We start from the raw sequence: 23,645 nt of genomic DNA, 5'->3' as shown, positions 1-23,645 counted from the left end.
TTTTACGAATCAAATATCAAACCCTCTTAATTAAACAGGACTTCCGATTCACAGTTTCATAGTCTCTACACCGGTAAGGATGTTACCAATCATTTGTTCAAAGTTTCACGAACAATGCCGTTCTAAATGAAGATGGCATCACGATAGTGCTATTTTTACCGCCATTATTAAAAGTGTATGACTTCCCCTATAACTGGGTTATCACAGCACGCTTATAAAAGGCTGTCATTAATCTATCCAGTTATGTTACGTCCCCCCTTCATTACTAAACTATTAAGAAATCCTTTCAAGCGCTATTTCGAAATAAATGCTTTATCTTATCACTATTATGCAAGTAGGAGAATGATTAACCCTCATTAAAATAGTAACAAGTAAAAAAACTGAGTTGATGAAGATGAACACGATAGTTAAATGTGGTGAGTTAAGGATAAATAAGCTTGCTGTGTGCCTATCTCTAAGAGGAAATGACGACTAGTTGAATGCACGCGTGGAATCATAACTGTAAGAACATTTCATCACCTTAATACTGCCAGTGTTACATAAAAAGGTGATGTAATCCGTTAAAAGAAATTTTATAAACTTACTAAACAGAAAGGTTTGAAAGCGATTTCTTTAGTTTATTTATATCAAAAATAGTTTAAAGTAACAACCTATTTTTAAAATTCGTCAATAACCATCTATACTGTCCTTTCCAAAAATATTATGAGCTATTTTCAGTTTTAATGATTCTAGAGGCGTAGAACCAAAAAAGAAGTAACAGGTTAAAGATGGATTTCGACGGGTTACCATCTGACTCATTATAAAGGTCTTTTTCTTTCCATAACTAACTTTAATGAACATTAGTGACAAAAAAGACAACGTGAAACCCTAATACAACAGGCTTGTTATTTATAAAAAACGCATTTAGGCACCTTTTTTATAAACTAATTTATCTCTTTACCTGTAGATAAAAAGTTTTGTCAATAATCGCGTCATTAGCGAAAGTAAAATAAGCGGATATTTTTCGGTTAGATGCAGGAGAGAGCCCATTTTTGTGAATATAGGCGGAATTTTTCCGATTATCTAAAGAAAAACGCTCCATTCCTCAGATTTGCCGGATCATTAGCGGAATTTCTCCGTCTATTTAAGCTATCATCATGGCTAAAAACTATTTAAGGGGATTTTTTCCGTCTATGTCCCAGACCGAGTACTTAACCTGCCCACCCCCAACCGATAAGAGCGGCCCCCCGATCCAAGAGGTGGCGTTCCGCCTCTTTTTATAAAGCCATATCACAGATAAGCGTCCGTAAAACTCCTGGCTAGAGAAGAAAGCTAACGGACGCTAATCTCCTGATTGACTCAACGACCAATCAAAAGAAAAATAAGAAAACTGCCTTTGGATTGAAGATTCGTTTAACCATCCGCCTTTTGAATGAAATGTATCGATTCTTGTTTTTGCTTTGAAAACATCATTATGAAATCAACCCACTTATTTATATGAAGCTGTCAATTCCTTCTTAAATTAAAATAAAAGAGGATGATACAGCTTCTAGCACTTTCTCAGTGAGATGTCTTTTTATGATCATCCACCAGCCATACCTCACCATCCTTATAAACCATTTGTTCAGGGTAACGAAGGTCAATTACCTCTTCTTGAATTTTTTGCGAAGGCTCATCCGTAGCCAGCGAGACAATGATATTTGTTAAAAATGCAGCAGCTGCACCAAAGACACCTGCCCCTGTATCTATAATCCCAAGAATCGTAAAACCGCCATACTTAGCAGCAAAAATATAACTAAGTGTGGTAATTAATCCGACCAGCAAACCAGCAATAACCCCTTTGGTATTAGAACGTTTCCACCAAACACCGAGAACAAGCGCTGGGAAAAATGTCCCTGTGGCAAGAGCGAACGCCCATGCGACGATTTGTGTGATCGCCCCAGGTGGATCTAAAGCGATCACCCCAGCTAACAAAGTGGCAGTGGCGATGGACCAACGGGCGACTTTTAACCGCGTTTGTTCTGTCGCTTCCGGCTTCCATACGCGGTAATAGATATCATGCGCGAAAGAGGAGGAGATAGCAATCATCAGTCCACCAGCTGTTGACAAGGCAGCTGCCATTGCACCAGCAGCAACGAGTCCGATAACAAATACCCCAAGATTAGCGATTTCTGGCGTGGCCATGACGACGATATCATTTGATATGATCAATTCATTCCATTGCAGAATCCCATCCCCATTTTCATCCGCCAGCTGCAGCCTTCCCGTATCAATCCACGGTTGTGTCCACTCAGGAAGCTCTGTAATCTTACTACCTGCAACATTTGTCATTAGAATAAAACGAGAGAATGCCGCGTAGGCAGGTGCCGATAAATACAACAAGCCAATAAACAGTAAGGCCCAAGCCCCTGACCATCGCGCTGCTTTCATAGAAGAAACTGTATAGAAGCGAACGATAACATGCGGTAAACCTGCAGTTCCAGCCATCAGTGTAAACATGAGTGCGATGAACTGCCATTTTGTATCGTTAGTAAATGGGGCAAAGTATTCTGAGATCCCAAGTTCTCGATCAAGTTCCCCCATTTTCCCAATAATCTCACCATATGAAATCCACGGCATGGGATTACCGGTTAATTGAAGTGACATGAAGATAACTGGAATTAAATAAGCAGTAATTAAGATAATATATTGAGCTACCTGTGTCCATGTGATCCCTTTCATCCCTCCAAATGCAGCATAAAAAGCAATGAGTACGACTCCGATCATCGTGCCAAATTTAGCATCGATCTCAAACAATCTTCCGATAACCACACCAGAGCCGGACAACTGCCCAATTGAATAAGTGAAACTAATAATAATCGTACACACGGCAGCAATAAAACGTGCCCAATGACTTTCATACCGGTCACCAATAAATTCAGGAACGGTATAACGTCCGTACTTACGTAGCTGGGGAGCAAGTAAAAAAGTGAGCAGCAAATAGCCACCAGTCCATCCCATGATGTACGCGAGCCCATCATATCCAAGCAGCATGATCGTGCCAGCCATCCCAATAAAGGAAGCAGCACTCATCCAATCTGCCCCAATAGCCATACCATTAAAGACTGCTGGGACTCCCCTTCCAGCTACATAAAAATCCGATGTAGCGCGTGCTTTATTATATATAGCGATTCCAATGTATATGGCAAAGGATGCCATAATAACCGATAATGAAACTAAAAACTGTGTATCCAACATACCCCTCCTTCTCTCTTCCGCTCAGCAATTGATTAATATCTTTTTTAAATTATAAAAAACAAATTAAAAGCACATTGTTCGAGGAGTTCTATTTATTCTTTGTAAACACAACAGTTCAGTTATTAATCGCCTTTTCTTTATTTAACCTTTTATTATCATTTTTCAAAATACCAAATTTCTTATCGATAGCATCGCTTACTGAGGCATTAATAAACAGTAAAACAATGAACGTGACAATGGATCCCTGTGCCCCCATAAAATAATGAAAAGGATATCCGTTGATCGAGAAATGACTCAATGGCTCAGCAAATATAACCACACCATAAGAAACGACGAACCAAACGATAAAATAGAAGCTCATATAACGTGTTCGTTCTTTAAAATAACGATTTGCTAGTTTCCGGTCCATTTTCTTCACTTGGTCACCTCCACAAAGATCAATGAGTTAATCATTTTTGGTTTTACTTACTCTTTTCTACCATTCCAATAGTACATTCTCTCAGTCCTCGCACACTCACGGTTACATACCTCCTCCGTATCTACTCTTCTTTTACCTTAAACTAAATATAAACTTAACAGTTTCCATGAACGGTGCTGGGACAAGGATAATCTGATGAAGGAAATATATAAAAATTGTTAGGAATGGTAGGGCTAAGAAGAACACTTTACGGTAACGAAACGTTATAACTAAGCTGAATAAGGTGATAACAGTAAAAATAAAAAGCATAGTACCTCCCCTTCGTGAAAGAAAGCGTTATCATTTTAGAATTACACATTAAATGATTTAATTTTATGAAAATTGCATTTTTTATTATGCTTATAATTTAATAATTAGTCAAGAAAGAAAATGCGCCATTTTTTGCCTCGTGTTGTCGCTTTTTTTCCTTTGTTGTTATTTATAATCATAAATTCGGTAAACTTAACTACATTTTTCCTATCGCTGGATTTCCCAATGGCAAACCGCCTTAGCCCCTTTAGCTGTAAATTTTTAATATGATCGTAAGTTCAAATGACCGGACGCTATTAAGTGGATGGAAGCCGGCCTAAAGCCAGTGTTAAATGAAATAAACAACATTTATACTTTCATTCGATCTGATATTTATAGGTACCAAGACAGCTTCCGTCTCAATGTCCCTTTTGCCTTAAAAATTCTGTTTTTAAAGAGTGATTATTAGGGGAAATTAGTCATAAAATACGACACCATTCAGCCCTTTCAAACAGAGACATTAGAAGGGGAAGCTGATGAAGAGCAGAGGACATCACAAAAAAATAACAGAGCTCCTTAATATACAGGAACTGTGTTATTTTCTTAATAATGCTCTATTTGATTGCATGTCAAACAATTATGATTTATGACCTCCATTCTTTTAAGAGGTACTTTTAGTTAATTCCTTTTTATTGAAGAGGTGAGTACTAGCAATCAAAAGAAAAACGGTAACTAATACTGTCATAATAATGCTCAACCAAAAGTAACTATTAGGTGTGCCTGATTGTAACACCGCTTGACTATGGGTTGTCAATATCCCAGGTGACCACCGCATGGCATTTGGGATATATGAACTTAATAGCGTTAAAACAGCCGCTGTAGCAAGCGTCATAAATGCTACAAAAGCCGTACTTTTACTTAAAGCACTTAAACTAACCATCAGTGTCAAATGAAAGATTAACCATAGAAAATAAATAAGGCCAGCATAAACGATATTTAAAAAAGGCACTTGTTCTATAAGATGAAACGTGTAATAGATAGCAGCCATGTAACCAACTGCAAATGAACACGATGCTATTACTAAAATATGTAACCATTTAGCTAAAATGTAACTTCTGAAAGACACAGGTTTAACAAGTACCATAACATGTGTTCCCATATTTTTTTCATTGGAGATGGTTCCCATAAAAGCAAGGACTAGGACGAGCAGCCCGATCTGACTGAATTGGCCAAAAGTTCCCGCTAATACTTCCGCACCACTCGGCAAAGGAATCTCAAGCAATGCCCCTTCTGGGAGGTCCCCAAATTGTTCTAACATATCAGGTAAATAATAAGATGTGACAGGTTGCATAATACCTAGTAAAATAAAAACGATAGGCAGCCACATCCATTTAAAATTTCTAGCCGCTTCTGACATTTCTTTTTTAAATAATACCCACCATATCTTCATTTAATCGCCACCTTCATAAACAAGTCTTCTAATGATGTTTTAACGACTTCAAACCGCTCAATATTTAAGTCATGTAAGTCTTGATCGTTTAGCAGCTGTTGTCTCGCTTGATTCACGTTTTTAACTTCTAGAGTAACCGTGCCATTATGATGCTTAACACCTTCGATCCATGAGTTATCTTTCACCTTCTCCATCCAACTGTCATGATTTTTCTCTGTTTCAATGATGATAGTCGGTTGCTGATATTTCTTTTTCAATTCTTTTAGAGAACCTCCTATCACCACTTCGCCTTCTTTCATAATATAAATATCATCAGATATCTCTTCTGCATCGTGAAGCACGTGGGTAGAGAACAAAATTGATGTCTGTGACTTAAGTCGCCTCATTAGTTCTAATACGTCTCTACGACCAATAGGATCCAAAGCAGACACCGGCTCATCCAAGATAATAAGTTTCGGCTCGTGAACGAGCGCTTGAGCAATACCTAAACGCTGCTTCATCCCACCGGAATAACTAGCAATTTTCTTATGTTTTACTTCTAATAAACCTACGAGTTCCATCATTTCATTAGCCCTTTTTTTAGCTAAAGAGCGATTCATACCTGCTAATTCAGCTGCAAATACAGCAAATTCTATTCCACTCATCCAGTTATAAAACTGAGGAGATTGAGGAAGATAACCAATAAACTTTCTTCGGTCTCCCGGATAGTCCTGATGGAAAGAAATGTGACCATTAGATGGTTTAATTAAACCTGTAAGTAAATTAAGTGTTGTTGTCTTCCCCGCGCCATTCGGCCCAAGAAGTGCCGTACACACTCCTTCCTGAATAGTTAATGAGATGTTTTTAACTGCTTCGTCTCCTTTATATCTTTTCGTTAAATTTTTCGTCTCAATGAGTCCCATTAGTTTTGACTCCTTCCAAAAATAAAATATAAAATTGGCCCTAATAAATTGACTGCTATAATAATAAGTACCCACAACCATTTTGGTCCATTAGTCTTTTCCTGCCTAGCACAGTCAATAAGAGCTATGAGCACTAAAATAAATTGAAGGGCTATAATAGGAATAAATAATGTCCAATTAATCTCGTGTAAAAATTCAATCACTTCGGTCATTTTTTTCCCCTCCACCTTTTTTTTCAGGAAGTAAAATTGTTGAAAGTGTTCGTTTTCTTGCTTGAGAATTCATCTTATTTCCATATCGTTTTAAAAGCTCACTAAATTCAAGCGTAAAAGACTGGAACTCTTCATCCGTCAATGCCAGTTCTATTTGCGTATAACCAAACCCATCTTGCTCCATGGTGACATCACCCTCAAGATAATCGTCGAATTGCTTTAGAATCATTGCAAAATATCTTAAAAAATAACGCTGATGCTCTTCTTTCGTAATAGTCTCTGCTTCCTCAGCAGAAATAATAGCTGCTCCCTCCAGTAGTTCATACGTTTTCTCAACGGCTCCTCGCACTTGTCGTTCTTCTTTTATGCGAATAATGTGATGATCTTTCAATAAATTCAGGTGACGATATAACGTTGCCTGTGCCACACCTTGCAAGTCGTTAAGTAACTCCTGCACTGTCATAGGCTTTTTAATTAATGCTTGAATGAGTTGCATGCGTATTGGATGTAACACGACATCAATCTTCCGTTGCTTCATAATTCCCTCCATTATCAATAAATATAATATTATCACTTTTGATAACATTATACCATAATCCCCTTTCTTGACAACTAATACAGTGTGGGGGATCTTAAGTATGCCTGTGCCATAAGATAAAACGTTATAATCCGACATTAAAGGCATCTTTTTATTATTGTTTTATAAAGCTAAACTTCAATCAGTGGGGGTTTTACTGCCCCTTAATCGTGGGATAAATTTTAAAACATGTCCTCTAACGATCACACCACACATTTAAATACAGTCTGTCTTAATGTCTATATAAACCAAACGTTTATTTTCAAAAAATTTCTTTATATTTCTCGCACTAACACTCCCTTATACGTTAAACTTAGGTAGAGTATTTTAATGAATGAATCACCAAATTAAGAAAATGTTTCAGGGAAATGAAACTTTTTAATCGGTTCGTTCGTACACCATATTAGACATTCTTTTGGAGGTTATTTTATGAAAAAATCATTGTTAACTAGTTTATCAGCAGTTACCTTACTGAGCTTAGCAGCATGTGGTGACACCACATCTGACGATGGACTTAGTGTAGAAGAGATTTTGAGTAAGTCAATTTCTACAATGGAAGAATTGGACTCTTATACTTTATCAATGGAAATGGCCCAAACGTTAGAAGGAGAGAATGAAGAAGGCGAGCTTGAATCAATGAGTTTCGATACCACTTCTGATGTATCGTTAACGTTAGAGCCTATGACGATGGAAATAGTTACTCGTATGGATATGGGTGAACTAGGTCTTGGAGAAGATACTAATATGGAATTTTTATCTTACTTCACTGAAGAAGATGGTTTTTATATTGAGGATCCTACTTTAGGTGGATGGGTGAAAATGGGAGACGATTTCTCAGATGATCTTATGGCAATATCAGAAATGCAAACAAGTCCTGAAGATCAATTAAAATCCTTTGAAGATAATATTACAAACCTGTCAGTTGAAACAACTGACACGTCTTATATCATCTCATTAGACGGTGACGACTTAGACATGAATGACTTTTTAGATCAGATTGGTGACTTAGGATTTGACGACATGGGGCTTGGCATGGAAGAATTAAATGAGATGGACATGGATATAGAAAATATCTCTTACAAAATTACCGTTGATAAAGAGACGTTTTATCAAACGGAAGCCAATATTGATATGACTTATAACATGACAATGATGGGAGAAACTATCTCCACCAGTCAGCAAATTCACATGGTGTTAAGTGACTTTAATAACATTGATCCAATTCAAATTCCTGAGGACGTTCTTGAAGAAGCAGAAGAGCTAAACTTTTAAGTCACAACATGACCCTTTAAAGACCGATTGCGACAATGCAATCGGTCTTTTTTATAATAAAAGACCTTTATTCTGTCAAACATCGTTACTTTTGTGAATTTTTCGTAAAAATGAGTCTACGGTCACTATGATTCTTGTTAGATTGTAGCTAATATTAGCAAGGTGTGTTCTATATAACGCAATATACATTTACTTTGGAGGCATAACAACTATGAAAAAACTGACACTTTTAAGCTTGACTGCAATTATCCTTACAACTTTAACAGCATGTAAGGAATTAACCTTGGAGGAGGTCTTATCTGAAGCAATTTCAGCCACTGAGTCATTACAGTCATTTCAGACGACTATTGACGTTTCTAAAGGCCTCATTATGGACGATCAAGATGACATGTCCTTAACACACACCCAGACTTCTGTAACTAATGACCCATTAACATTAGAAATTCACTCAGAGATAGGTGGAGAAGATGGGGTTGACTATGTTACCAACTTCTCAGAGGAAGACGGCTTCTATTTTAAAGAAACAACGACCGACCAGTGGGGCAAACTTTCTGATGACCTTGTGGAATCCTTTGTAACAGCACCAGCATTTCATACTGGATCGACAACTACGACTTTAAACTACTTTGAGAACCAATTATCTCATTTGACAATGGAAGAGACCGATACGTCGTATATCATTTCTTTACAAGAAGATGAATTAAATACTGACGATTTTAAAAAACACCTAGAGGAATTAGAATTTTATAATATGGATTTAGGGGCTCTGGATGGTATTTCTGATTTAGAGGACATCACATATACGATTACACTTGATAAAGAAACGTTCTATCAAACTGATATTAACATTGAAATGAAAATGATGATTGACATTATTGAAGTAAGCCAAATGATCACTATAACTCTTAACGATTTTAATGACATTGAGCCGTTGGAGATTCCAGAAGAGATTAAAGAAAATGCCACTCATATCGACTATTAATTAGCAGTGTCCCTAAATATGAAATTATTAATTATTCCTGCTTATCGCCATTTTCAATATAGATAGCTAAAAGCCCTGTTGCAAAGCATGCAACAGGGCTGTCCAATTTTATAATAAACCTTATAAATTTAAAACTAATACTTTATCACGGAGCATGGAATCAATGCTTCGCCCAATACCTTGAACACCTTGACCTGAATTTTTAACTCCGAGGAATGGGAAGTGGTCAGGACCACGAGACGTTTTACCATTCACTTGAACTGTTCCCACATTTAACTTATCGGCAATTGTAAAAGCATTCTCAAAGTTTTTAGTGAAAATACTTGCTTGTAAGCCATATTGATTGCGCTTTTCTAAATCGATAGCCTCTAACTCATTCTCTACACGCATGATAGGAATAACCGGACCAAATTGCTCTTCCCATGCTAATTCCATATCTTCCGTCACATTATCTAATACCGTTGCACCTAAGAGGTTTTCATTACGAATACCTTCCGTAACAACCGTAGCACCTTTTTCCTTTGCATCGTCAATCAATGACACAACAAAGTCTGCTGATTTTTGATCGATCATAGGGGTAATATCTGCATTTTCACTTGATTTACCTACTTTTAATGTTTCAACTTTATCTTTAATTTTAGCAACAAGTTCATCTGCAACGCTATTCATAACCATCACACGTTTAATTGCCGTACAACGCTGACCTGAATAGCTTAAAGCTCCTCCGACAATCTCTTTCGCAGTTTTTTCTAAATCTGCATCTTCCAAAACAATGGCTGGATCTTTACCACCTAATTCGAGCACAACTGGAATCATAGAGGCTTGTTTAGCAATATGTTGACCTGTTCCAGTTCCTCCAGTGAAAGTAATCATATCGATGGATGGATGTGTTACAACAAAATCTCCAATAACAGAACCTCGTCCTGTCACGACATTTAACACCCCTTTAGGCAAGCCTGCTTTAACAAGTGCTTCAACCATTAATAAACCGCTGATTGCCCCTTGAGTTGCTGGCTTAAACACCACTGTATTCCCTGTAATTAAAGCGGGTGCAATTTTAGATGCTGCAAGGTTAACAGGATAGTTAAACGGAGAAATTGCAAGCACTACCCCATGAGGCACTTTTTGTACCATTGCCTTTGTTGCTTTAGAAGCACCAGGGAAAGCATCTCCTTGAATAAAGCTACCATGAGTTCGTAAGCCTTCTTCTGCTGTATGTCGAATGAGTTGCGCTGTACGCTTAACTTCACTTTTAGCCGCAGACAATGTTTTACCTACTTCTAAATGTATCTTTTCTCCAATTTCATCTGTCATTTTTTCTAACTCTTCTGCCCATCGATGGAGAAGTTCAGAACGTTCGTGTCCTTCTGTCGCTTCCCAATTCTCTTGAACGTCAGAGGCACTTTTCACTGCTTGATCTACCTCATCTTGGCTCATTGCTGGGACCGCCCCTACTACTGCACCATCATCTGGAGACATAATTTCTACAGTCTCCCCAGTTGTACTTTCTTTCCACTCATTATTAAAAAGGTAAGGATATACTTTCTTATCTTGTCGTAAACTCACGAAGATCACTCCATTTCTTTAAAGTATGAAAGTGGTTTTACTTTCATTGTTATTTATTAAAACATGTGAAAACACTTACAAACAACCATTCTGCTCAAAATGTTTTAAAATTATCAGAAAATAACGACTTTTAAAACCTATATAGAACTTTTTTAGAAATATAAGGGGTTGTTAACAATAAACTACTTCTTTTTTAATGATAATTCTTTCCTTAATTAAAAAGATGGCGTTAATTGTTTCTTACAAAACAATTATTTCCAATTTCTATTGACATTGTTTGTTTTATCTACAAAAGAATTAATAAACATCTCGATTTTGCCTCATAGCATATCTTTCCCAATAATTACTTCTGTCATTGCAAATAAAAATAAAAAGCTTCCTTCTATAAAGGAAGCATACAATTATAAATATGGTGAGCCATGGAGGATTCGAACCTCCGACCCTCTGATTAAAAGTCAGATGCTCTACCAACTGAGCTAATGGCTCATAGTTTACTCTGTTTAAAGCTGTTGTATTAAAATAGATAAATGGTAACCCGTACGGGATTCGAACTCGTGTTATCGCGGTGAAAGGATCAAAGGGATGGAGACAATAGCTCCCTTCTCATCAAAGCCTTTACTACTAAGAGACTTCAATTCCAACTATATCAGTATACCAAAATCATGCTAAAAAGTCAACAAGAATTCCTCTAACACATTCAGTTTTATGCATCTAAAATAACTCACATCAACAAGTATCAGCAACACTCTAGTTTATAATCAGTTAAATAAGCTCTTTCGCGTTCTTCTATACTAATGTAATTATATAGTACTCCTTCTCAACGTACAAACACCTCCTCATTTCCATATTGGAAGGTGTCTAGAATGAACAGGCATGTCTATATTACCAGGGCGAAAACGATTATAAAGATACCGATCGCCGTCACACTACCTACCAATCCCCCAAAAATAAACTTTCGATCTTTACGTACAAGCCCAATAACACTTATTACAATACTTGCACAAAGCAACAAGAATACTAGCATCATAAGTCCCATATAATCCTCCTTAACTTTTATTAAAAACAATCATAGCCTACACTTATTTCGGACCTACTCATGAAAGTCTTTTTGAACACGTCGTCGTACACGATCTAATGCCCAATAATATAGTGACAGAAGTGGAAGCGATTCGCGATAATGACTGGACAACCTATTCCTTTCTCCACAGCAGATTTAAATGAACATCTCATGGCCACCACGATCACTTGGACATGGCCCCCTTTTTCCTTAAATAGCTTTTCACTGTTTTACAGAAAGGTCACGCATTATATCCAACAGTTTTCTTTTTTGAATTTTCTCCATCATTATAACTTGATGTTTTTCTTTTCCATCAAAATGACTTTGTTCAATCCCCCCCCATCATACATCACAAACTATAATACCACATTATCCGAGGAAATTAAGTCTAAATAAAAACCCCCGAAAGCATTAGTAGAGTGACCTAATTAAATGAGACAAGGAAAAAACACCCCCATAGTCGTATATAAACTTAACGACAAATTTGGAGGTGTTTTTCTTATGGGCCGAAAAAATAATGTTTATCCAGAAGAAATAAAAAAAGAGGTTATTCGATTAAAGTTAACAGGAGAGTATACGAATAAAGAATTGATGGCACGCTTTGGCATTAAAAATAAAACACAGATTAAGACTTGGATGAGATGGTATAGAAAAGGAGAAGAACAACGATTAGCTCAACCTGCTGGAAAGCAGTATAAGTATGGAAAAGGATCAGAGGATATGAGCGAAATTGACCTGTTAAAAAGAAAATTGTCCTATTATGAAATGAGAGAAGAACTGTTGGGAAAGTACCAGGAAATCGAAAGGAAGTGGTGCCAGAAGCATTCGTAGAATTGGTTGAAATATTGAAGTCTAAATACACGATTACGTCGATTTGTGATTGTTTGAATGTTCCCAGTCAACTTATTATCGTTGGAGAAAGACATCTTGGAAACCTAAACCTTTAGAACAATTGGTATTAACTATTTGTAAAGAATTTAAATATAGAGTCGGGCATCGAATGGTGAGGGATCTTCTTAAAAAGGAACATCATATTAACGTCAATCGAAACACCGTTCAGAAGATCATGCAGAAGTTTAATATCCAATGTCGCGTAAAGCCAAAGCGACAATCCTATATAGCTGGGGAAAGTAAACTTGTGGTTGGGAACCTGTTAGAACAACATTTCTCCGCAGAGAGTTCGAATCAAAAGTGGGTGACTGACATTACATACTTACCTTATGGTGAAAAGATGCTATATTTATCAACCATAATGGACTTGTATAACAACGAAATTATTGCCTATCGAATCAGTGATAAACAAGATCTCTCGCTCGTGATAAACACTTTAGAAGATGCTTGTAGAGGTAGGGAGACTTATGGCGTCCTATTACACAGTGACCAAGGAGCTCAGTATACATCCTATAAATTTCAAGAAAAAGCAAAAGAAAAAGGCATTACCACAAGCATGTCTCGGAAAGGCAACTGCTTTGATAATGCCGTCATTGAATCCTTCCATTCCTCACTAAAGTCGGAAGAATTCAGCACTCAGCAACGAGTGCACCTTACAAATTCTATTGTACTAGAAAAAGTAGAAACGTACATGTATTATTACAATTATATACGACCATTTAAAAAGTTAAACTGCCATACCCCAGTAGAATTCAGGAGTATGGCAGCCTAGGTGTTTTTTTAAATCTCATTTTTCTAGGTCAGTTCATTAGCTTTTTCGAGGGTTCACACTAAGTTAATAACTTAGTGTTTATTTAACTAAAGGTATTGTGTATTAGAAATAGATAAATAATGGTGACCCGTACGGGATTCGAACCCGTGTTACCGCCGTGAAAGGGCGGTGTCTTAACCACTTGACCAACGGGCCAAACAAAAAAGTGGCGGAGAAGGAGGGATTTGAACCCTCGCGCCGTTTACACGACCTACACCCTTAGCAGGGGCGCCCCTTCAGCCACTTGGGTACTTCTCCTTAATGGCTCCACAGGTAGGATTCGAACCTACGACCGATCGGTTAACAGCCGATTGCTCTACCACTGAGCTACTGTGGAATATGGTGGGCCTAAGTGGACTCGAACCACCGACCTCACGCTTATCAGGCGTGCGCTCTAACCAGCTGAGCTATAGGCCCACAAAGAAAAATAAAGTGGAGCGGGTGAAGGGAATCGAACCCTCGTCATCAGCTTGGAAGGCTGAGGTTTTACCACTAAACTACACCCGCATGTGATTATATTTAGATTTTAGAATTATATCCTTGAAGAATGTTATGACTGCTTATGTACTTAGCAAATTAGAAAATTTAAAATGGCGCGCCCGAGAGGAGTCGAACCCCTAACCTTCTGATCCGTAGTCAGACACTCTATCCAATTGAGCTACGGGCGCATGGAGCGGGAAACGGGATTCGAACCCGCGACCCCCACCTTGGCAAGGTGGTGCTCTACCACTGAGCTATTCCCGCATATTAAAATGGCAGGCCCAGCAGGATTCGAACCTGCGCGTCACGGAATCAAAATCCGATGCCTTACCGCTTGGCTATGGGCCTATAAAGATTAAATTAATGGGGCGGCTGATGGGAATCGAACCCACGAATGCCGGAACCACAATCCGGTGCGTTAACCACTTCGCCACAACCGCCATAAAAATGATGGCAGGGGTAGTAGGAATCGAACCCACATCAAAGGTTTTGGAGACCTTCGTTTTACCATTAAACTATACCCCTGTGATGGTGGAGGGGGAGAGATTCGAACTCCCGAACCCGTAGGGAGCGGATTTACAGTCCGCCGCGTTTAGCCACTTCGCTACCCCTCCAAATTTTCTTGTCGATAAGCTACGAATTTCTTCGTCAGCTTCGTTCTCTCATTCCTTCACGTATACTAAATACGCTCTGTCACTCTTTCTCTCGCTTCCTTGACCTTCTTGCTTCTCGCCAAGAAAATAGTGATAAGCTACGAATTTCTTCGTCAGCTTCGTTCTCTCATTCCTTCACGTATACTAAATACGCTGTCATTCTTTCTCTCACTTCCTTGACCTTCTTGCTTCTCGTCAAAAAAATATGAGCTAATACAAAACATTAAAAAATGGCGGTCCCGACGGGAATCGAACCCGCGATCTCCTGCGTGACAGGCAGGCATGTTAACCGCTACACCACGGGACCTTTTATGGCGGAGGAAGAGGGATTCGAACCCCCGCGGGCCGTGAAGCCCCTGTCGGTTTTCAAGACCGATCCCTTCAGCCAGACTTGGGTATTCCTCCGAAATTTCATGGTAGCGGCGGAGGGGATCGAACCCCCGACCTCACGGGTATGAACCGTACGCTCTAGCCAGCTGAGCTACACCGCCACAATTTAACAGATTATTTAAATAATAATGGTGGAGCCTAGCGGGATCGAACCGCTGACCTCCTGCGTGCAAAGCAGGCGCTCTCCCAGCTGAGCTAAGGCCCCAAATAAACATCCTCTTATAAACATTCCAAATATGTAAACGCTTATATTTAGATAATATGCTCAGCGACGTCCTACTTTCACAGGGGGAGAGCCCCCAACTATCATCGGCGCTGGAGAGCTTAACTACCGTGTTCGGCATGGGAACGGGTGTGACCTCTCCGCGATTGTCACTGAACATATCAAGGTCTTATCGACCTTTCAAAACTGGATAACGGGACTGATAGGACATCATGTCTTAGAGAAAAGACGACTTGCTTTTGGTTAAGCCCTCGATCGATTAGTATCTCTCAGCTCCACATGTTGCCATGCGTCCACCCGAGACCTATCAACCTCATCTTCTCTGAGGGATCTTACTCACATAAAGTGATGGGAAATCTCATCTTGAGGGGGGCTTCATGCTTAGATGCTTTCAGCACTTATCCCTGCCACACGTAGCTACCCAGCCATGCTCCTGGCGGAACAACTGGTACACCAGCGGTGTGTCCATCCCGGTCCTCTCGTACTAAGGACAGCTCCTCTCAAATTTCCTGCGCCCGCGACGGATAGGGACCGAACTGTCTCACGACGTTCTGAACCCAGCTCGCGTGCCGCTTTAATGGGCGAACAGCCCAACCCTTGGGACCTACTTCAGCCCCAGGATGCGACGAGCCGACATCGAGGTGCCAAACCTCCCCGTCGATGTGGACTCTTGGGGGAGATTAGCCTGTTATCCCCAGGGTAGCTTTTATCCGTTGAGCGACGGCCCTTCCATACGGTGCCGCCGGATCACTAAGCCCGACTTTCGTCCCTGCTCGACTTGTAGGTCTCGCAGTCAAGCTCCCTTATGCCTTTGCACTCTACGAATGATTTCCAACCATTCTGAGGGAACCTTTGGGCGCCTCCGTTACCTTTTAGGAGGCGACCGCCCCAGTCAAACTGCCCACCTGACACTGTCCCTGAACCGGATCACGGTTCGAGGTTAGAATTCCAGTACAGCCAGGGTAGTATCCCACCAATGCCTCCACCGAAGCTGGCGCTCCGGCTTCCAAGGCTCCTACCTATCCTGTACAAGCTGTACCAAAATCCAATATCAAGCTACAGTAAAGCTCCATGGGGTCTTTCCGTCCTGTCGCGGGTAACCTGCATCTTCACAGGTAATATAATTTCACCGGGTCTCTCGTTGAGACAGTGCCCAAATCGTTGCACCTTTCGTGCGGGTCGGAACTTACCCGACAAGGAATTTCGCTACCTTAGGACCGTTATAGTTACGGCCGCCGTTTACTGGGGCTTCAATTCAGAGCTTCTCCCGTAAGGGATAACCCCTCCTCTTAACCTTCCAGCACCGGGCAGGTGTCAGCCCCTATACTTCGCCTTGCGGCTTCGCAGAGACCTGTGTTTTTGATAAACAGTCGTTTGGGCCTGTTCACTGCGGCTCTCGCAGGCTATTCACCCGCAAGAGCACTCCTTCTCCCGAAGTTACGGAGTCATTTTGCCGAGTTCCTTAACGAGAGTTCTCCCGCGCGTCTTAGAATTCTCTTCCCGCCTACCTGTGTCGGTTTGCGGTACGGGCACCAGTTTCCTCGCTAGAGGCTTTTCTTGGCAGTGTAGGATCGGGAACTTCGCTACTTTAGTTCACTCGCGGTCACAGCTCAACCTTACGACAAGCGGATTTGCCTACTTGTCAGTCTCACTGCTTCGACGCACACATCCAACGGTGCGCTTACCCTACCTTCCTGCGTCCCCCCTTCACTCAAATGGAAACGTGGTGGTACAGGAATATCAACCTGTTTGCCATCGCCTACGCCTTTCGGCCTCGGCTTAGGTCCCGACTGACCCTGAGCGGACGAGCCTTCCTCAGGAAACCTTAGGCTTTCGACGGAGGGGATTCTCACCCCTCTTTTCGCTACTCATACCGGCATTCTCACTTCCAAGCGCTCCACATGTCCTTACGATCATGCTTCTACGCCCTTGGAACGCTCCCCTACCACAGCCACCTGACGGTGGCCATCCATAGCTTCGGTGATACGTTTAGCCCCGGTACATTTTCGGCGCAGAGTCACTCGACCAGTGAGCTATTACGCACTCTTTAAATGGTGGCTGCTTCTAAGCCAACATCCTGGTTGTCTAAGCAACTCCACATCCTTTTCCACTTAACGTATACTTGGGGACCTTAGCTGATGGTCTGGGCTGTTTCCCTCTTGACTACGGATCTTAGCACTCGCAGTCTGACTCCCGAGGATAAGTGATTGGCATTCGGAGTTTGACTGAATTCGGTAATCCTGTGGGGACCCCTAGTCCAATCAGTGCTCTACCTCCAACACTCTTCCCTCGAGGCTAGCCCTAAAGCTATTTCGGGGAGAACCAGCTATTTCCGAGTTCGATTGGCATTTCACCCCTACCCACACCTCATCCCCGCACTTTTCAACGTGCGTGGGTTCGGGCCTCCATCCAGTGTTACCTGGACTTCACCCTGGACATGGGTAGATCACCCGGTTTCGGGTCTACAACCACGTACTTTGGCGCCCTATTCAGACTCGCTTTCGCTGCGGCTCCGTCTCTTCAACTTAACCTTGCACGGGATCGTAACTCGCCGGTTCATTCTACAAAAGGCACGCTGTCACCCATTAACGGGCTCCAACTACTTGTAGGCACACGGTTTCAAGATCTATTTCACTCCCCTCCCGGGGTGCTTTTCACCTTTCCCTCACGGTACTGGTTCACTATCGGTCACTAGGAAGTATTTAGCCTTGGGAGATGGTCCTCCCTGCTTCCGACGGGGTTTCACGTGTCCCGCCGTACTCAGGATACACTCCGGAGGAGTGACCGTTTCGGCTACAGGGCTTTTACCTTGTCCCGCGGACCTTTCCAGGTCGCTTCACCTACGATCACTCTTTGTAACTCCGTATGGAGTGTCCTACAACCCCAGAAGGCAAGCCTTCTGGTTTGGGCTGATTCCGTTTCGCTCGCCGCTACTCAGGAAATCGCATTTGCTTTCTCTTCCTCTGGGTACTAAGATGTTTCAGTTCCCCAGGTCTGCCTTCTCACACCCTATGGATTCAGGTGTGGATACCGCCTCATTACAGGCGGTGGGTTCCCCCATTCGGATATCTCCGGATCAACGCTTACTTACAGCTCCCCGAAGCATTTCGGTGTTCGTCCCGTCCTTCATCGGCTCCTAGTGCCAAGGCATTCACCGTGCGCCCTTTCTAGCTTAACCTCTTAAACCGCAGATCATCGGCAGAGCGCGTCGGCAGCTGCGTTCGCTCACCATCCTCACGTACCTCAGTACGTTCCGGTGTTGCGCTCACTTGCTTCCTCGATCTCTTTGATGCTCTTTGTTTAAGCACACTTCTGGCTTATCACCAGGTGGCTTAAACCCTTTCCTTTATTAAAAAGGCGGTTTTAGGCGTCTTAATGGCCTTTTTCTAAGACACTCGGTTCTCTCATCGTTTGATTAAATCAAGCGATTGTGAACCGGTGATGTCATTTATCAGTCTTTCGTTATCCAGTTTTCAAAGGTCGATTCTTACCCAACGGGTAAGTTTTTCTATCTGAGAGTTTAACCTCTCAAAACTAAACAAAATAGCCAAAGCAAAGTTTTAATAAGCTGAGCTTAATAGCTCCTTAGAAAGGAGGTGATCCATCCCCACCTTCCGGTAGGGATACCTTGTTACGACTTCACCCCAATCATCTGTCCCACCTTCGGCGGCTGGCTCCAAAAGGTTACCGCACCGACTTCGGGTGTTACAAACTCTCGTGGTGTGACGGGCGGTGTGTACAAGGCCCGGGAACGTATTCACCGCGGCATGCTGATCCGCGATTACTAGCAATTCCGGCTTCATGCAGGCGAGTTGCAGCCTGCAATCCGAACTGAGAATGGCTTTATGGGATTCGCTTAACCTCGCGGTCTCGCTGCCCTTTGTACCATCCATTGTAGCACGTGTGTAGCCCAGGTCATAAGGGGCATGATGATTTGACGTCATCCCCACCTTCCTCCGGTTTATCACCGGCAGTCACCTTAGAGTGCCCAACTGAATGCTGGCAACTAAGATCAAGGGTTGCGCTCGTTGCGGGACTTAACCCAACATCTCACGACACGAGCTGACGACAACCATGCACCACCTGTCACTCTGTCCCCCGAAGGGGAACGCTCTGTCTCCAGAGGTGTCAGAGGATGTCAAGACCTGGTAAGGTTCTTCGCGTTGCTTCGAATTAAACCACATGCTCCACTGCTTGTGCGGGCCCCCGTCAATTCCTTTGAGTTTCAGCCTTGCGGCCGTACTCCCCAGGCGGAGTGCTTAATGTGTTAACTTCGGCACTAAGGGTATCGAAACCCCTAACACCTAGCACTCATCGTTTACGGCGTGGACTACCAGGGTATCTAATCCTGTTTGCTCCCCACGCTTTCGCGCCTCAGCGTCAGTTGTAGGCCAGAAAGTCGCCTTCGCCACTGGTGTTCCTCCACATATCTACGCATTTCACCGCTACACGTGGAATTCCACTTTCCTCTCCTACACTCAAGTCCCCCAGTTTCCAATGACCCTCCACGGTTGAGCCGTGGGCTTTCACATCAGACTTAAGAGACCGCCTGCGCGCGCTTTACGCCCAATAATTCCGGACAACGCTTGCCCCCTACGTATTACCGCGGCTGCTGGCACGTAGTTAGCCGGGGCTTTCTCGTGAGGTACCGTCAAGGTGCCGACCTATTCGAACGGCACTTGTTCTTCCCTCATAACAGAACTTTACGATCCGAAAACCTTCATCGTTCACGCGGCGTTGCACCGTCAGGCTTTCGCCCATTGCGGATGATTCCCTACTGCTGCCTCCCGTAGGAGTCTGGACCGTGTCTCAGTTCCAGTGTGGCCGATCACCCTCTCAGGTCGGCTACGCATCGTCGCCTTGGTAAGCCATTACCTTACCAACTAGCTAATGCGCCGCGGGCCCATCTTGCAGTGTGAGGATAAATCCCCACTTTTACATTCGGATCATGCGATCCAAATGATCATCCGGTATTAGCCCCGGTTTCCCGGAGTTATCCCAGTCTACAAGGTAGGTTGCCCACGTGTTACTCACCCGTCCGCCGCTCATTCCACCGGCTTCACCCCGAAGGGATCCGCCGGCTTCCTGCGCTCGACTTGCATGTATTAGGCACGCCGCCAGCGTTCGTCCTGAGCCAGGATCAAACTCTCCGATAGAGTTCGATGTCTCTGACATCATGTCCAAACTTTCGTCTGGCGTTGTTGAGTGTTTCCACTCAACGCTTTGTTTCTTTGACGGGATATTTTCATATCCCACTTTGCTTGGCTTTTTGTTTAGTTTTCAAAGGTCAAAATCATTCCGTCGTTTTTTAGCGACTTTATAAATATAACATCTTTAATCACGAAAGTCAATAGTTATATTTATATCTTAAATCTCATAAATAAATTATGTTTACCGCTATCAACTCGACAAAAAATATTATACTAGAATAGAAAATAAAAAGCAATAGTTTTTTATTTCTTTTTACTGTCACTTCATAGCATGTGCTTGATAAATTATAACGACCTTCACGACTGCGGTCAATAGTAATTCAAAAAAATTCTTCTTTGAGTACCCTAACTGTTCATGACACTAATAAACAAACCATCATAAAAGTTTTTATAAATGAACAAGCAAAACGTTTAGTTGCGATAATTTCATTTTAATTCATTCATTATTTTGGATAGCACAATTAAATTTCCCCCACGAACAAGCAAACAAAGATAAATAGTCTCTATTCACATATGGCCATAAAAAAGTTCTGCAGTGGAATATTTTATACGTGTGCTTTGGATGATGACATTGATTCATACAAACTGAAAGCATTAAGGAGACTTATATACATTAATAAACACTATAAGCTTCAGTTAGATATCCATATTTGATTTTCCACCTATTCAAGTTCAAAAAAGAAGATAGCGAAAATCTATTATTATAATAAGTTCACTTTAAAGAGCAACTTAACGTCACATAAAGTTAAGCTTCAATCAGTGGGAGTTTTCCTTCATCCCCACTGATTGTTAGTTTAACTTATCGGACAGGCGCAGTTTATCCCCCACTTAACTTTTCAATCTTCTTAAGTTTTGAGGCGGGGGGTTTTACTGCCCCTTAAGAGTAGGATAAATGTAAACCAATATAAAATGTAGTTGACAACACAACTTAGATGAGATTACTCTATTGTTAACTAAAATAATTTTACGTTAACAATTAGGAGTGATTGTATCATGGGATCTACCTCACAATTTCGCATTAGTGATTTAACAAAAGGAGCTATGTTTATTGCACTGATGGCAATAGGAGCTAATTTAACAGCTTTTATTACAATCGGTACAGTTCCTTTAACATTTCAAAGCGTTATTGCCATCTTAGCCGGTATTTTGCTTGGAAAAAATTTAGGCGCTTTTTCTATCATTGGTTACATTATGGTCGGACTTATCGGCGTACCTGTATTCGCCGGTTTTTCCGGCGGCTTTCAAGTTCTCGCTTCCCCAACTTTAGGGTTCTTACTTTCTTTTGTAGCCATCGCTTACGTATCAGGAAAACTTGTAGAAGGAAAGACTGAGCCAACTTCCACAACCTACTTTAAAGCATCACTTATTGGACTTTTAGTAAACTACTTTATTGGCGTTCCTTATCTTTACTTTCATAGTAGTGTCATACTTCAATTAGAGAATATCCAATTCACTACAATCGCTATTAGCATGGGGCCTTTCTTTGCTAAAGATTTTATCCTCGCACTTTTTACAGCAAGTGTTGCTCCAAAATTAAAAAAAGCGCAAACTTTCTCCAGTTCAATGAAAGAAGCGTCATAATAATGTTTCCTACAGCTATAAAGAACCATCTTCTATATAGTATAGAAACGAGCAGGGTTCACCATCCCCCTGCTCGTCTCTATACTGCTATTTTTCCTACCTTCTATAAAATAAGTGCTGCAAGCCAACCAAAAATAATTAATGGAATATTAAAGTGTAAAAATGTCGGTACACAGGTATCCCATATATGATTGTGCTGACCGTCTGCATTAAGCCCAGCCGACGGCCCTAAAGTGCTATCCGAAGCAGGGGAGCCAGCATCACCTAATGCACCAGCAGTACCTATTAATGCAATAGTCGCCAAAGGTGAAAGGCCAATTGCAGCAGCTAAAGGAACATAGATTGCTGCAATAATAGGAATCGTAGCAAATGATGAACCAATTCCCATTGTAATTAATAACCCTAGAATTAACATGATAAGTGCTGCTAGACCATGATTATGACCGATCCATCCTGAAACACTTGCAACAAGTTGATCCACATGTCCGGTTTCCCTAATCACTTCTGCAAATCCACCAGCCGAAATCATCACGAACCCTATAAATGCCAGCATTTTCATACCATCGGTTAGTAACTCTTCAGACTGACTTAACCTTAATTTTTTCGTGAGATGAAGGTAACCAAAATAAACATATAAAATAATTAGACCGGTTAGTGCGCCAAACACCATTGATTTAGTTAAAACTTGTGAAACAAGCACTGAGACAATAGCTGCTACACCAACAAATATACCAGGCCATGTAAACGAATGTTCTTCAGAATCGCCCGATGTAGTCAACTCCTGTGTCAAATAATTTCTTGGTTTACGGTAGCTGACAAATATCGCTAATGCCAAACCAACCAACATACCGATAACTGGAAGTAACATTGCTTTCGGTACCATACTCATGTTTACAACCATTCCACTCTCATTCATATTAGATACAATAATCTCATGAAAGATTAGACCATACCCCGCCGGAATTAATATATAAGGCGCCTTCAATCCGAATGTTAAGGCTGTAGCAGTCGCCCTTCTATCCATATTTAATTCATTAAACACCTTTAAAAGTGGCGGAATAAATAGCGGAATAAATGCAATGTGAACAGGAACTAAATTTTGAGAAAACGATGCTACAATTGCAATAGAAAATAAGAGTAGAACTTTCGTCATTGTTTTTCTATGTGTTTCTTGTTCTCTACCAACTAGTTTAATAGCTGATTTAACCATCGCATTAGGTAATCCAGTATAACTTATCCCAACAGCAAAGGCTCCCAACATAGCATAACTGAGTGCAACAGTGACATTAGAGCTCAGTCCCTCGCTAAAAACCTCAATCGTTTCTACAAGTGTAAAGCCAGCCACTAATCCTCCAGTTATTCCCCCAATAATAAGAGCAATAACAACGTGAATTCTTAATAAACTTAAGACAATCATAATTAATACCGCTATAACCACTGCATTCATACTTGAATCCCCTTTTTTA

At 41.2% G+C, this 23,645-nt stretch carries 12 protein-coding genes, 16 tRNA genes, 3 rRNA genes and 1 pseudogene; 4 read left to right on the top strand and 28 right to left on the bottom strand.

The window, feature by feature from the left end:
- Positions 1–1,539: 1,539 nt before the first annotated feature.
- The 6 genes from BK581_RS17290 to BK581_RS17265 form a co-directional block, all read right to left on the bottom strand.
- Positions 1,540–3,213, bottom strand: a complete 1,674-nt coding sequence (locus tag BK581_RS17290; RefSeq protein WP_078579327.1) for a sodium:solute symporter family protein — start codon at positions 3,211–3,213, stop codon at positions 1,540–1,542.
- Positions 3,214–3,331: 118 nt separating this feature from the next.
- Entirely contained in the window at positions 3,332–3,634 is a 303-nt protein-coding gene (locus tag BK581_RS17285) for a DUF4212 domain-containing protein (RefSeq protein WP_078579326.1), read from the bottom strand.
- Between the two features lie 949 nt (positions 3,635–4,583).
- On the bottom strand, positions 4,584–5,372 hold the full coding sequence (locus tag BK581_RS17280; RefSeq protein WP_078579325.1) for an ABC transporter permease: 789 nt from the start codon (positions 5,370–5,372) through the stop codon (positions 4,584–4,586).
- A complete protein-coding gene (locus tag BK581_RS17275; protein ID WP_078579324.1) occupies positions 5,369–6,274 on the bottom strand; it encodes an ABC transporter ATP-binding protein in 906 nt (301 codons plus the stop codon). The genes BK581_RS17280 and BK581_RS17275 overlap by 4 nt, the downstream gene beginning before the upstream one ends.
- Positions 6,274–6,486, bottom strand: coding sequence for a PLD nuclease N-terminal domain-containing protein (locus tag BK581_RS17270; protein ID WP_245829132.1), 213 nt, complete (start codon positions 6,484–6,486; stop codon positions 6,274–6,276). Before BK581_RS17270 ends, BK581_RS17275 begins: the two co-directional genes overlap by 1 nt.
- Positions 6,470–7,024 carry a helix-turn-helix domain-containing protein gene (locus BK581_RS17265; protein WP_169837775.1) on the bottom strand — a complete coding sequence of 185 codons (555 nt, stop codon included), beginning with the start codon at positions 7,022–7,024 and terminating at the stop codon, positions 6,470–6,472. The genes BK581_RS17270 and BK581_RS17265 overlap by 17 nt, the downstream gene beginning before the upstream one ends.
- 468 nt (positions 7,025–7,492) lie before the next feature.
- Between BK581_RS17265 and BK581_RS17260 the strand changes: the two genes are divergently transcribed.
- The gene (locus BK581_RS17260; RefSeq protein WP_078579322.1) at positions 7,493–8,335 is read left to right on the top strand and encodes a DUF6612 family protein; all 843 of its coding nucleotides are present in this window, start codon (positions 7,493–7,495) and stop codon (positions 8,333–8,335) included.
- A gap of 211 nt (positions 8,336–8,546) precedes the next feature.
- Positions 8,547–9,317, top strand: coding sequence for a DUF6612 family protein (locus BK581_RS17255; protein ID WP_078579321.1), 771 nt, complete (start codon positions 8,547–8,549; stop codon positions 9,315–9,317).
- Between the two features lie 120 nt (positions 9,318–9,437).
- Here the strand turns inward: BK581_RS17255 and BK581_RS17250 are convergent, their stop codons facing one another.
- From BK581_RS17250 to BK581_RS20195, 3 genes are all read right to left on the bottom strand, one after another.
- Entirely contained in the window at positions 9,438–10,883 is a 1,446-nt protein-coding gene (locus tag BK581_RS17250) for an NADP-dependent glyceraldehyde-3-phosphate dehydrogenase (protein ID WP_078579320.1), read from the bottom strand.
- Between the two features lie 410 nt (positions 10,884–11,293).
- Positions 11,294–11,369: transfer RNA gene (locus BK581_RS17245), tRNA-Lys, on the bottom strand.
- Between the two features lie 391 nt (positions 11,370–11,760).
- The gene (locus tag BK581_RS20195; RefSeq protein WP_169837774.1) at positions 11,761–11,919 is read right to left on the bottom strand and encodes a hypothetical protein; all 159 of its coding nucleotides are present in this window, start codon (positions 11,917–11,919) and stop codon (positions 11,761–11,763) included.
- A 522-nt stretch (positions 11,920–12,441) separates the two neighbouring features.
- Between BK581_RS20195 and BK581_RS17240 the strand changes: the two are divergent.
- Positions 12,442–13,603: pseudogene (locus BK581_RS17240) on the top strand (IS3 family transposase).
- A 120-nt stretch (positions 13,604–13,723) separates the two neighbouring features.
- On the opposite strand, the gene BK581_RS17235 reads toward BK581_RS17240, so the two are convergent.
- From BK581_RS17235 to BK581_RS17150, 18 genes are all read right to left on the bottom strand, one after another.
- Positions 13,724–13,798, bottom strand: a tRNA-Glu gene (locus tag BK581_RS17235).
- 11 nt (positions 13,799–13,809) lie between these two features.
- Positions 13,810–13,900, bottom strand: a tRNA-Ser gene (locus BK581_RS17230).
- 4 nt (positions 13,901–13,904) lie between these two features.
- A tRNA-Asn gene (locus tag BK581_RS17225) sits at positions 13,905–13,979 on the bottom strand.
- A 3-nt stretch (positions 13,980–13,982) separates the two neighbouring features.
- Positions 13,983–14,059: transfer RNA gene (locus BK581_RS17220), tRNA-Ile, on the bottom strand.
- Positions 14,060–14,075: 16 nt separating this feature from the next.
- Positions 14,076–14,149, bottom strand: a tRNA-Gly gene (locus BK581_RS17215).
- Between the two features lie 84 nt (positions 14,150–14,233).
- Positions 14,234–14,310 (bottom strand) — tRNA-Arg (locus BK581_RS17210).
- Position 14,311: 1 nt separating this feature from the next.
- Positions 14,312–14,386, bottom strand: a tRNA-Gly gene (locus BK581_RS17205).
- Positions 14,387–14,395: 9 nt separating this feature from the next.
- Positions 14,396–14,470 (bottom strand) — tRNA-Gln (locus BK581_RS17200).
- A gap of 16 nt (positions 14,471–14,486) precedes the next feature.
- Positions 14,487–14,562 (bottom strand) — tRNA-His (locus tag BK581_RS17195).
- A gap of 11 nt (positions 14,563–14,573) precedes the next feature.
- Positions 14,574–14,647: transfer RNA gene (locus tag BK581_RS17190), tRNA-Trp, on the bottom strand.
- A gap of 4 nt (positions 14,648–14,651) precedes the next feature.
- Positions 14,652–14,736 (bottom strand) — tRNA-Tyr (locus BK581_RS17185).
- A gap of 270 nt (positions 14,737–15,006) precedes the next feature.
- Positions 15,007–15,082: transfer RNA gene (locus BK581_RS17180), tRNA-Asp, on the bottom strand.
- 5 nt (positions 15,083–15,087) lie between these two features.
- A tRNA-Ser gene (locus BK581_RS17175) sits at positions 15,088–15,180 on the bottom strand.
- 9 nt (positions 15,181–15,189) lie between these two features.
- Positions 15,190–15,266: transfer RNA gene (locus BK581_RS17170), tRNA-Met, on the bottom strand.
- Between the two features lie 28 nt (positions 15,267–15,294).
- Positions 15,295–15,370: transfer RNA gene (locus BK581_RS17165), tRNA-Ala, on the bottom strand.
- 58 nt (positions 15,371–15,428) lie between these two features.
- Positions 15,429–15,545: ribosomal RNA gene (rrf, locus tag BK581_RS17160) — 5S ribosomal RNA — on the bottom strand.
- 82 nt (positions 15,546–15,627) lie between these two features.
- A 23S ribosomal RNA gene (locus tag BK581_RS17155) occupies positions 15,628–18,566 on the bottom strand.
- A gap of 411 nt (positions 18,567–18,977) precedes the next feature.
- Positions 18,978–20,544, bottom strand: a 16S ribosomal RNA gene (locus tag BK581_RS17150).
- Together the 16S, 23S and 5S rRNA genes with 15 tRNA genes alongside form the textbook arrangement of a ribosomal RNA operon.
- 1,047 nt (positions 20,545–21,591) lie before the next feature.
- On the opposite strand from BK581_RS17150, the gene BK581_RS17145 reads away from it, so the two are divergent.
- Complete coding sequence (locus tag BK581_RS17145) at positions 21,592–22,179, top strand: biotin transporter BioY (RefSeq protein ID WP_078579319.1); 588 nt, start codon at positions 21,592–21,594, stop codon at positions 22,177–22,179.
- 103 nt (positions 22,180–22,282) lie between these two features.
- Here the strand turns inward: BK581_RS17145 and BK581_RS17140 are convergent, their stop codons facing one another.
- A complete protein-coding gene (locus tag BK581_RS17140) occupies positions 22,283–23,626 on the bottom strand; it encodes a Na+/H+ antiporter family protein (protein WP_078579318.1) in 1,344 nt (447 codons plus the stop codon).
- Positions 23,627–23,645: the final 19 nt, after the last annotated feature.

The sequence above is a fragment of the Salipaludibacillus agaradhaerens genome, from assembly GCF_002019735.1.
GTDB lineage: Bacteria > Bacillota > Bacilli > Bacillales > Salisediminibacteriaceae > Salipaludibacillus > Salipaludibacillus agaradhaerens.
The sequence above is the reverse complement of the archived record's forward strand: the minus strand, read 5'-3'. Positions and strand labels throughout refer to the sequence as shown.

What these genes read in the sequence shown, in the direction of transcription:
- BK581_RS17265 (WP_169837775.1), bottom strand. Translation starts at nt 7,024, where the DNA reads ATGAAGCAACGGAAGATTGATGTCGTGTTACATCCAATACGCATGCAA.
- BK581_RS17145 (WP_078579319.1), top strand. Translation starts at nt 21,592, where the DNA reads ATGGGATCTACCTCACAATTTCGCATTAGTGATTTAACAAAAGGAGCT.
- BK581_RS17270 (WP_245829132.1), bottom strand. Translation starts at nt 6,486, where the DNA reads ATGACCGAAGTGATTGAATTTTTACACGAGATTAATTGGACATTATTT.
- BK581_RS17275 (WP_078579324.1), bottom strand. Translation starts at nt 6,274, where the DNA reads ATGGGACTCATTGAGACGAAAAATTTAACGAAAAGATATAAAGGAGAC.
- BK581_RS20195 (WP_169837774.1), bottom strand. Translation starts at nt 11,919, where the DNA reads ATGGGACTTATGATGCTAGTATTCTTGTTGCTTTGTGCAAGTATTGTA.
- BK581_RS17280 (WP_078579325.1), bottom strand. Translation starts at nt 5,372, where the DNA reads ATGAAGATATGGTGGGTATTATTTAAAAAAGAAATGTCAGAAGCGGCT.
- BK581_RS17260 (WP_078579322.1), top strand. Translation starts at nt 7,493, where the DNA reads ATGAAAAAATCATTGTTAACTAGTTTATCAGCAGTTACCTTACTGAGC.
- BK581_RS17255 (WP_078579321.1), top strand. Translation starts at nt 8,547, where the DNA reads ATGAAAAAACTGACACTTTTAAGCTTGACTGCAATTATCCTTACAACT.
- BK581_RS17140 (WP_078579318.1), bottom strand. Translation starts at nt 23,626, where the DNA reads ATGAATGCAGTGGTTATAGCGGTATTAATTATGATTGTCTTAAGTTTA.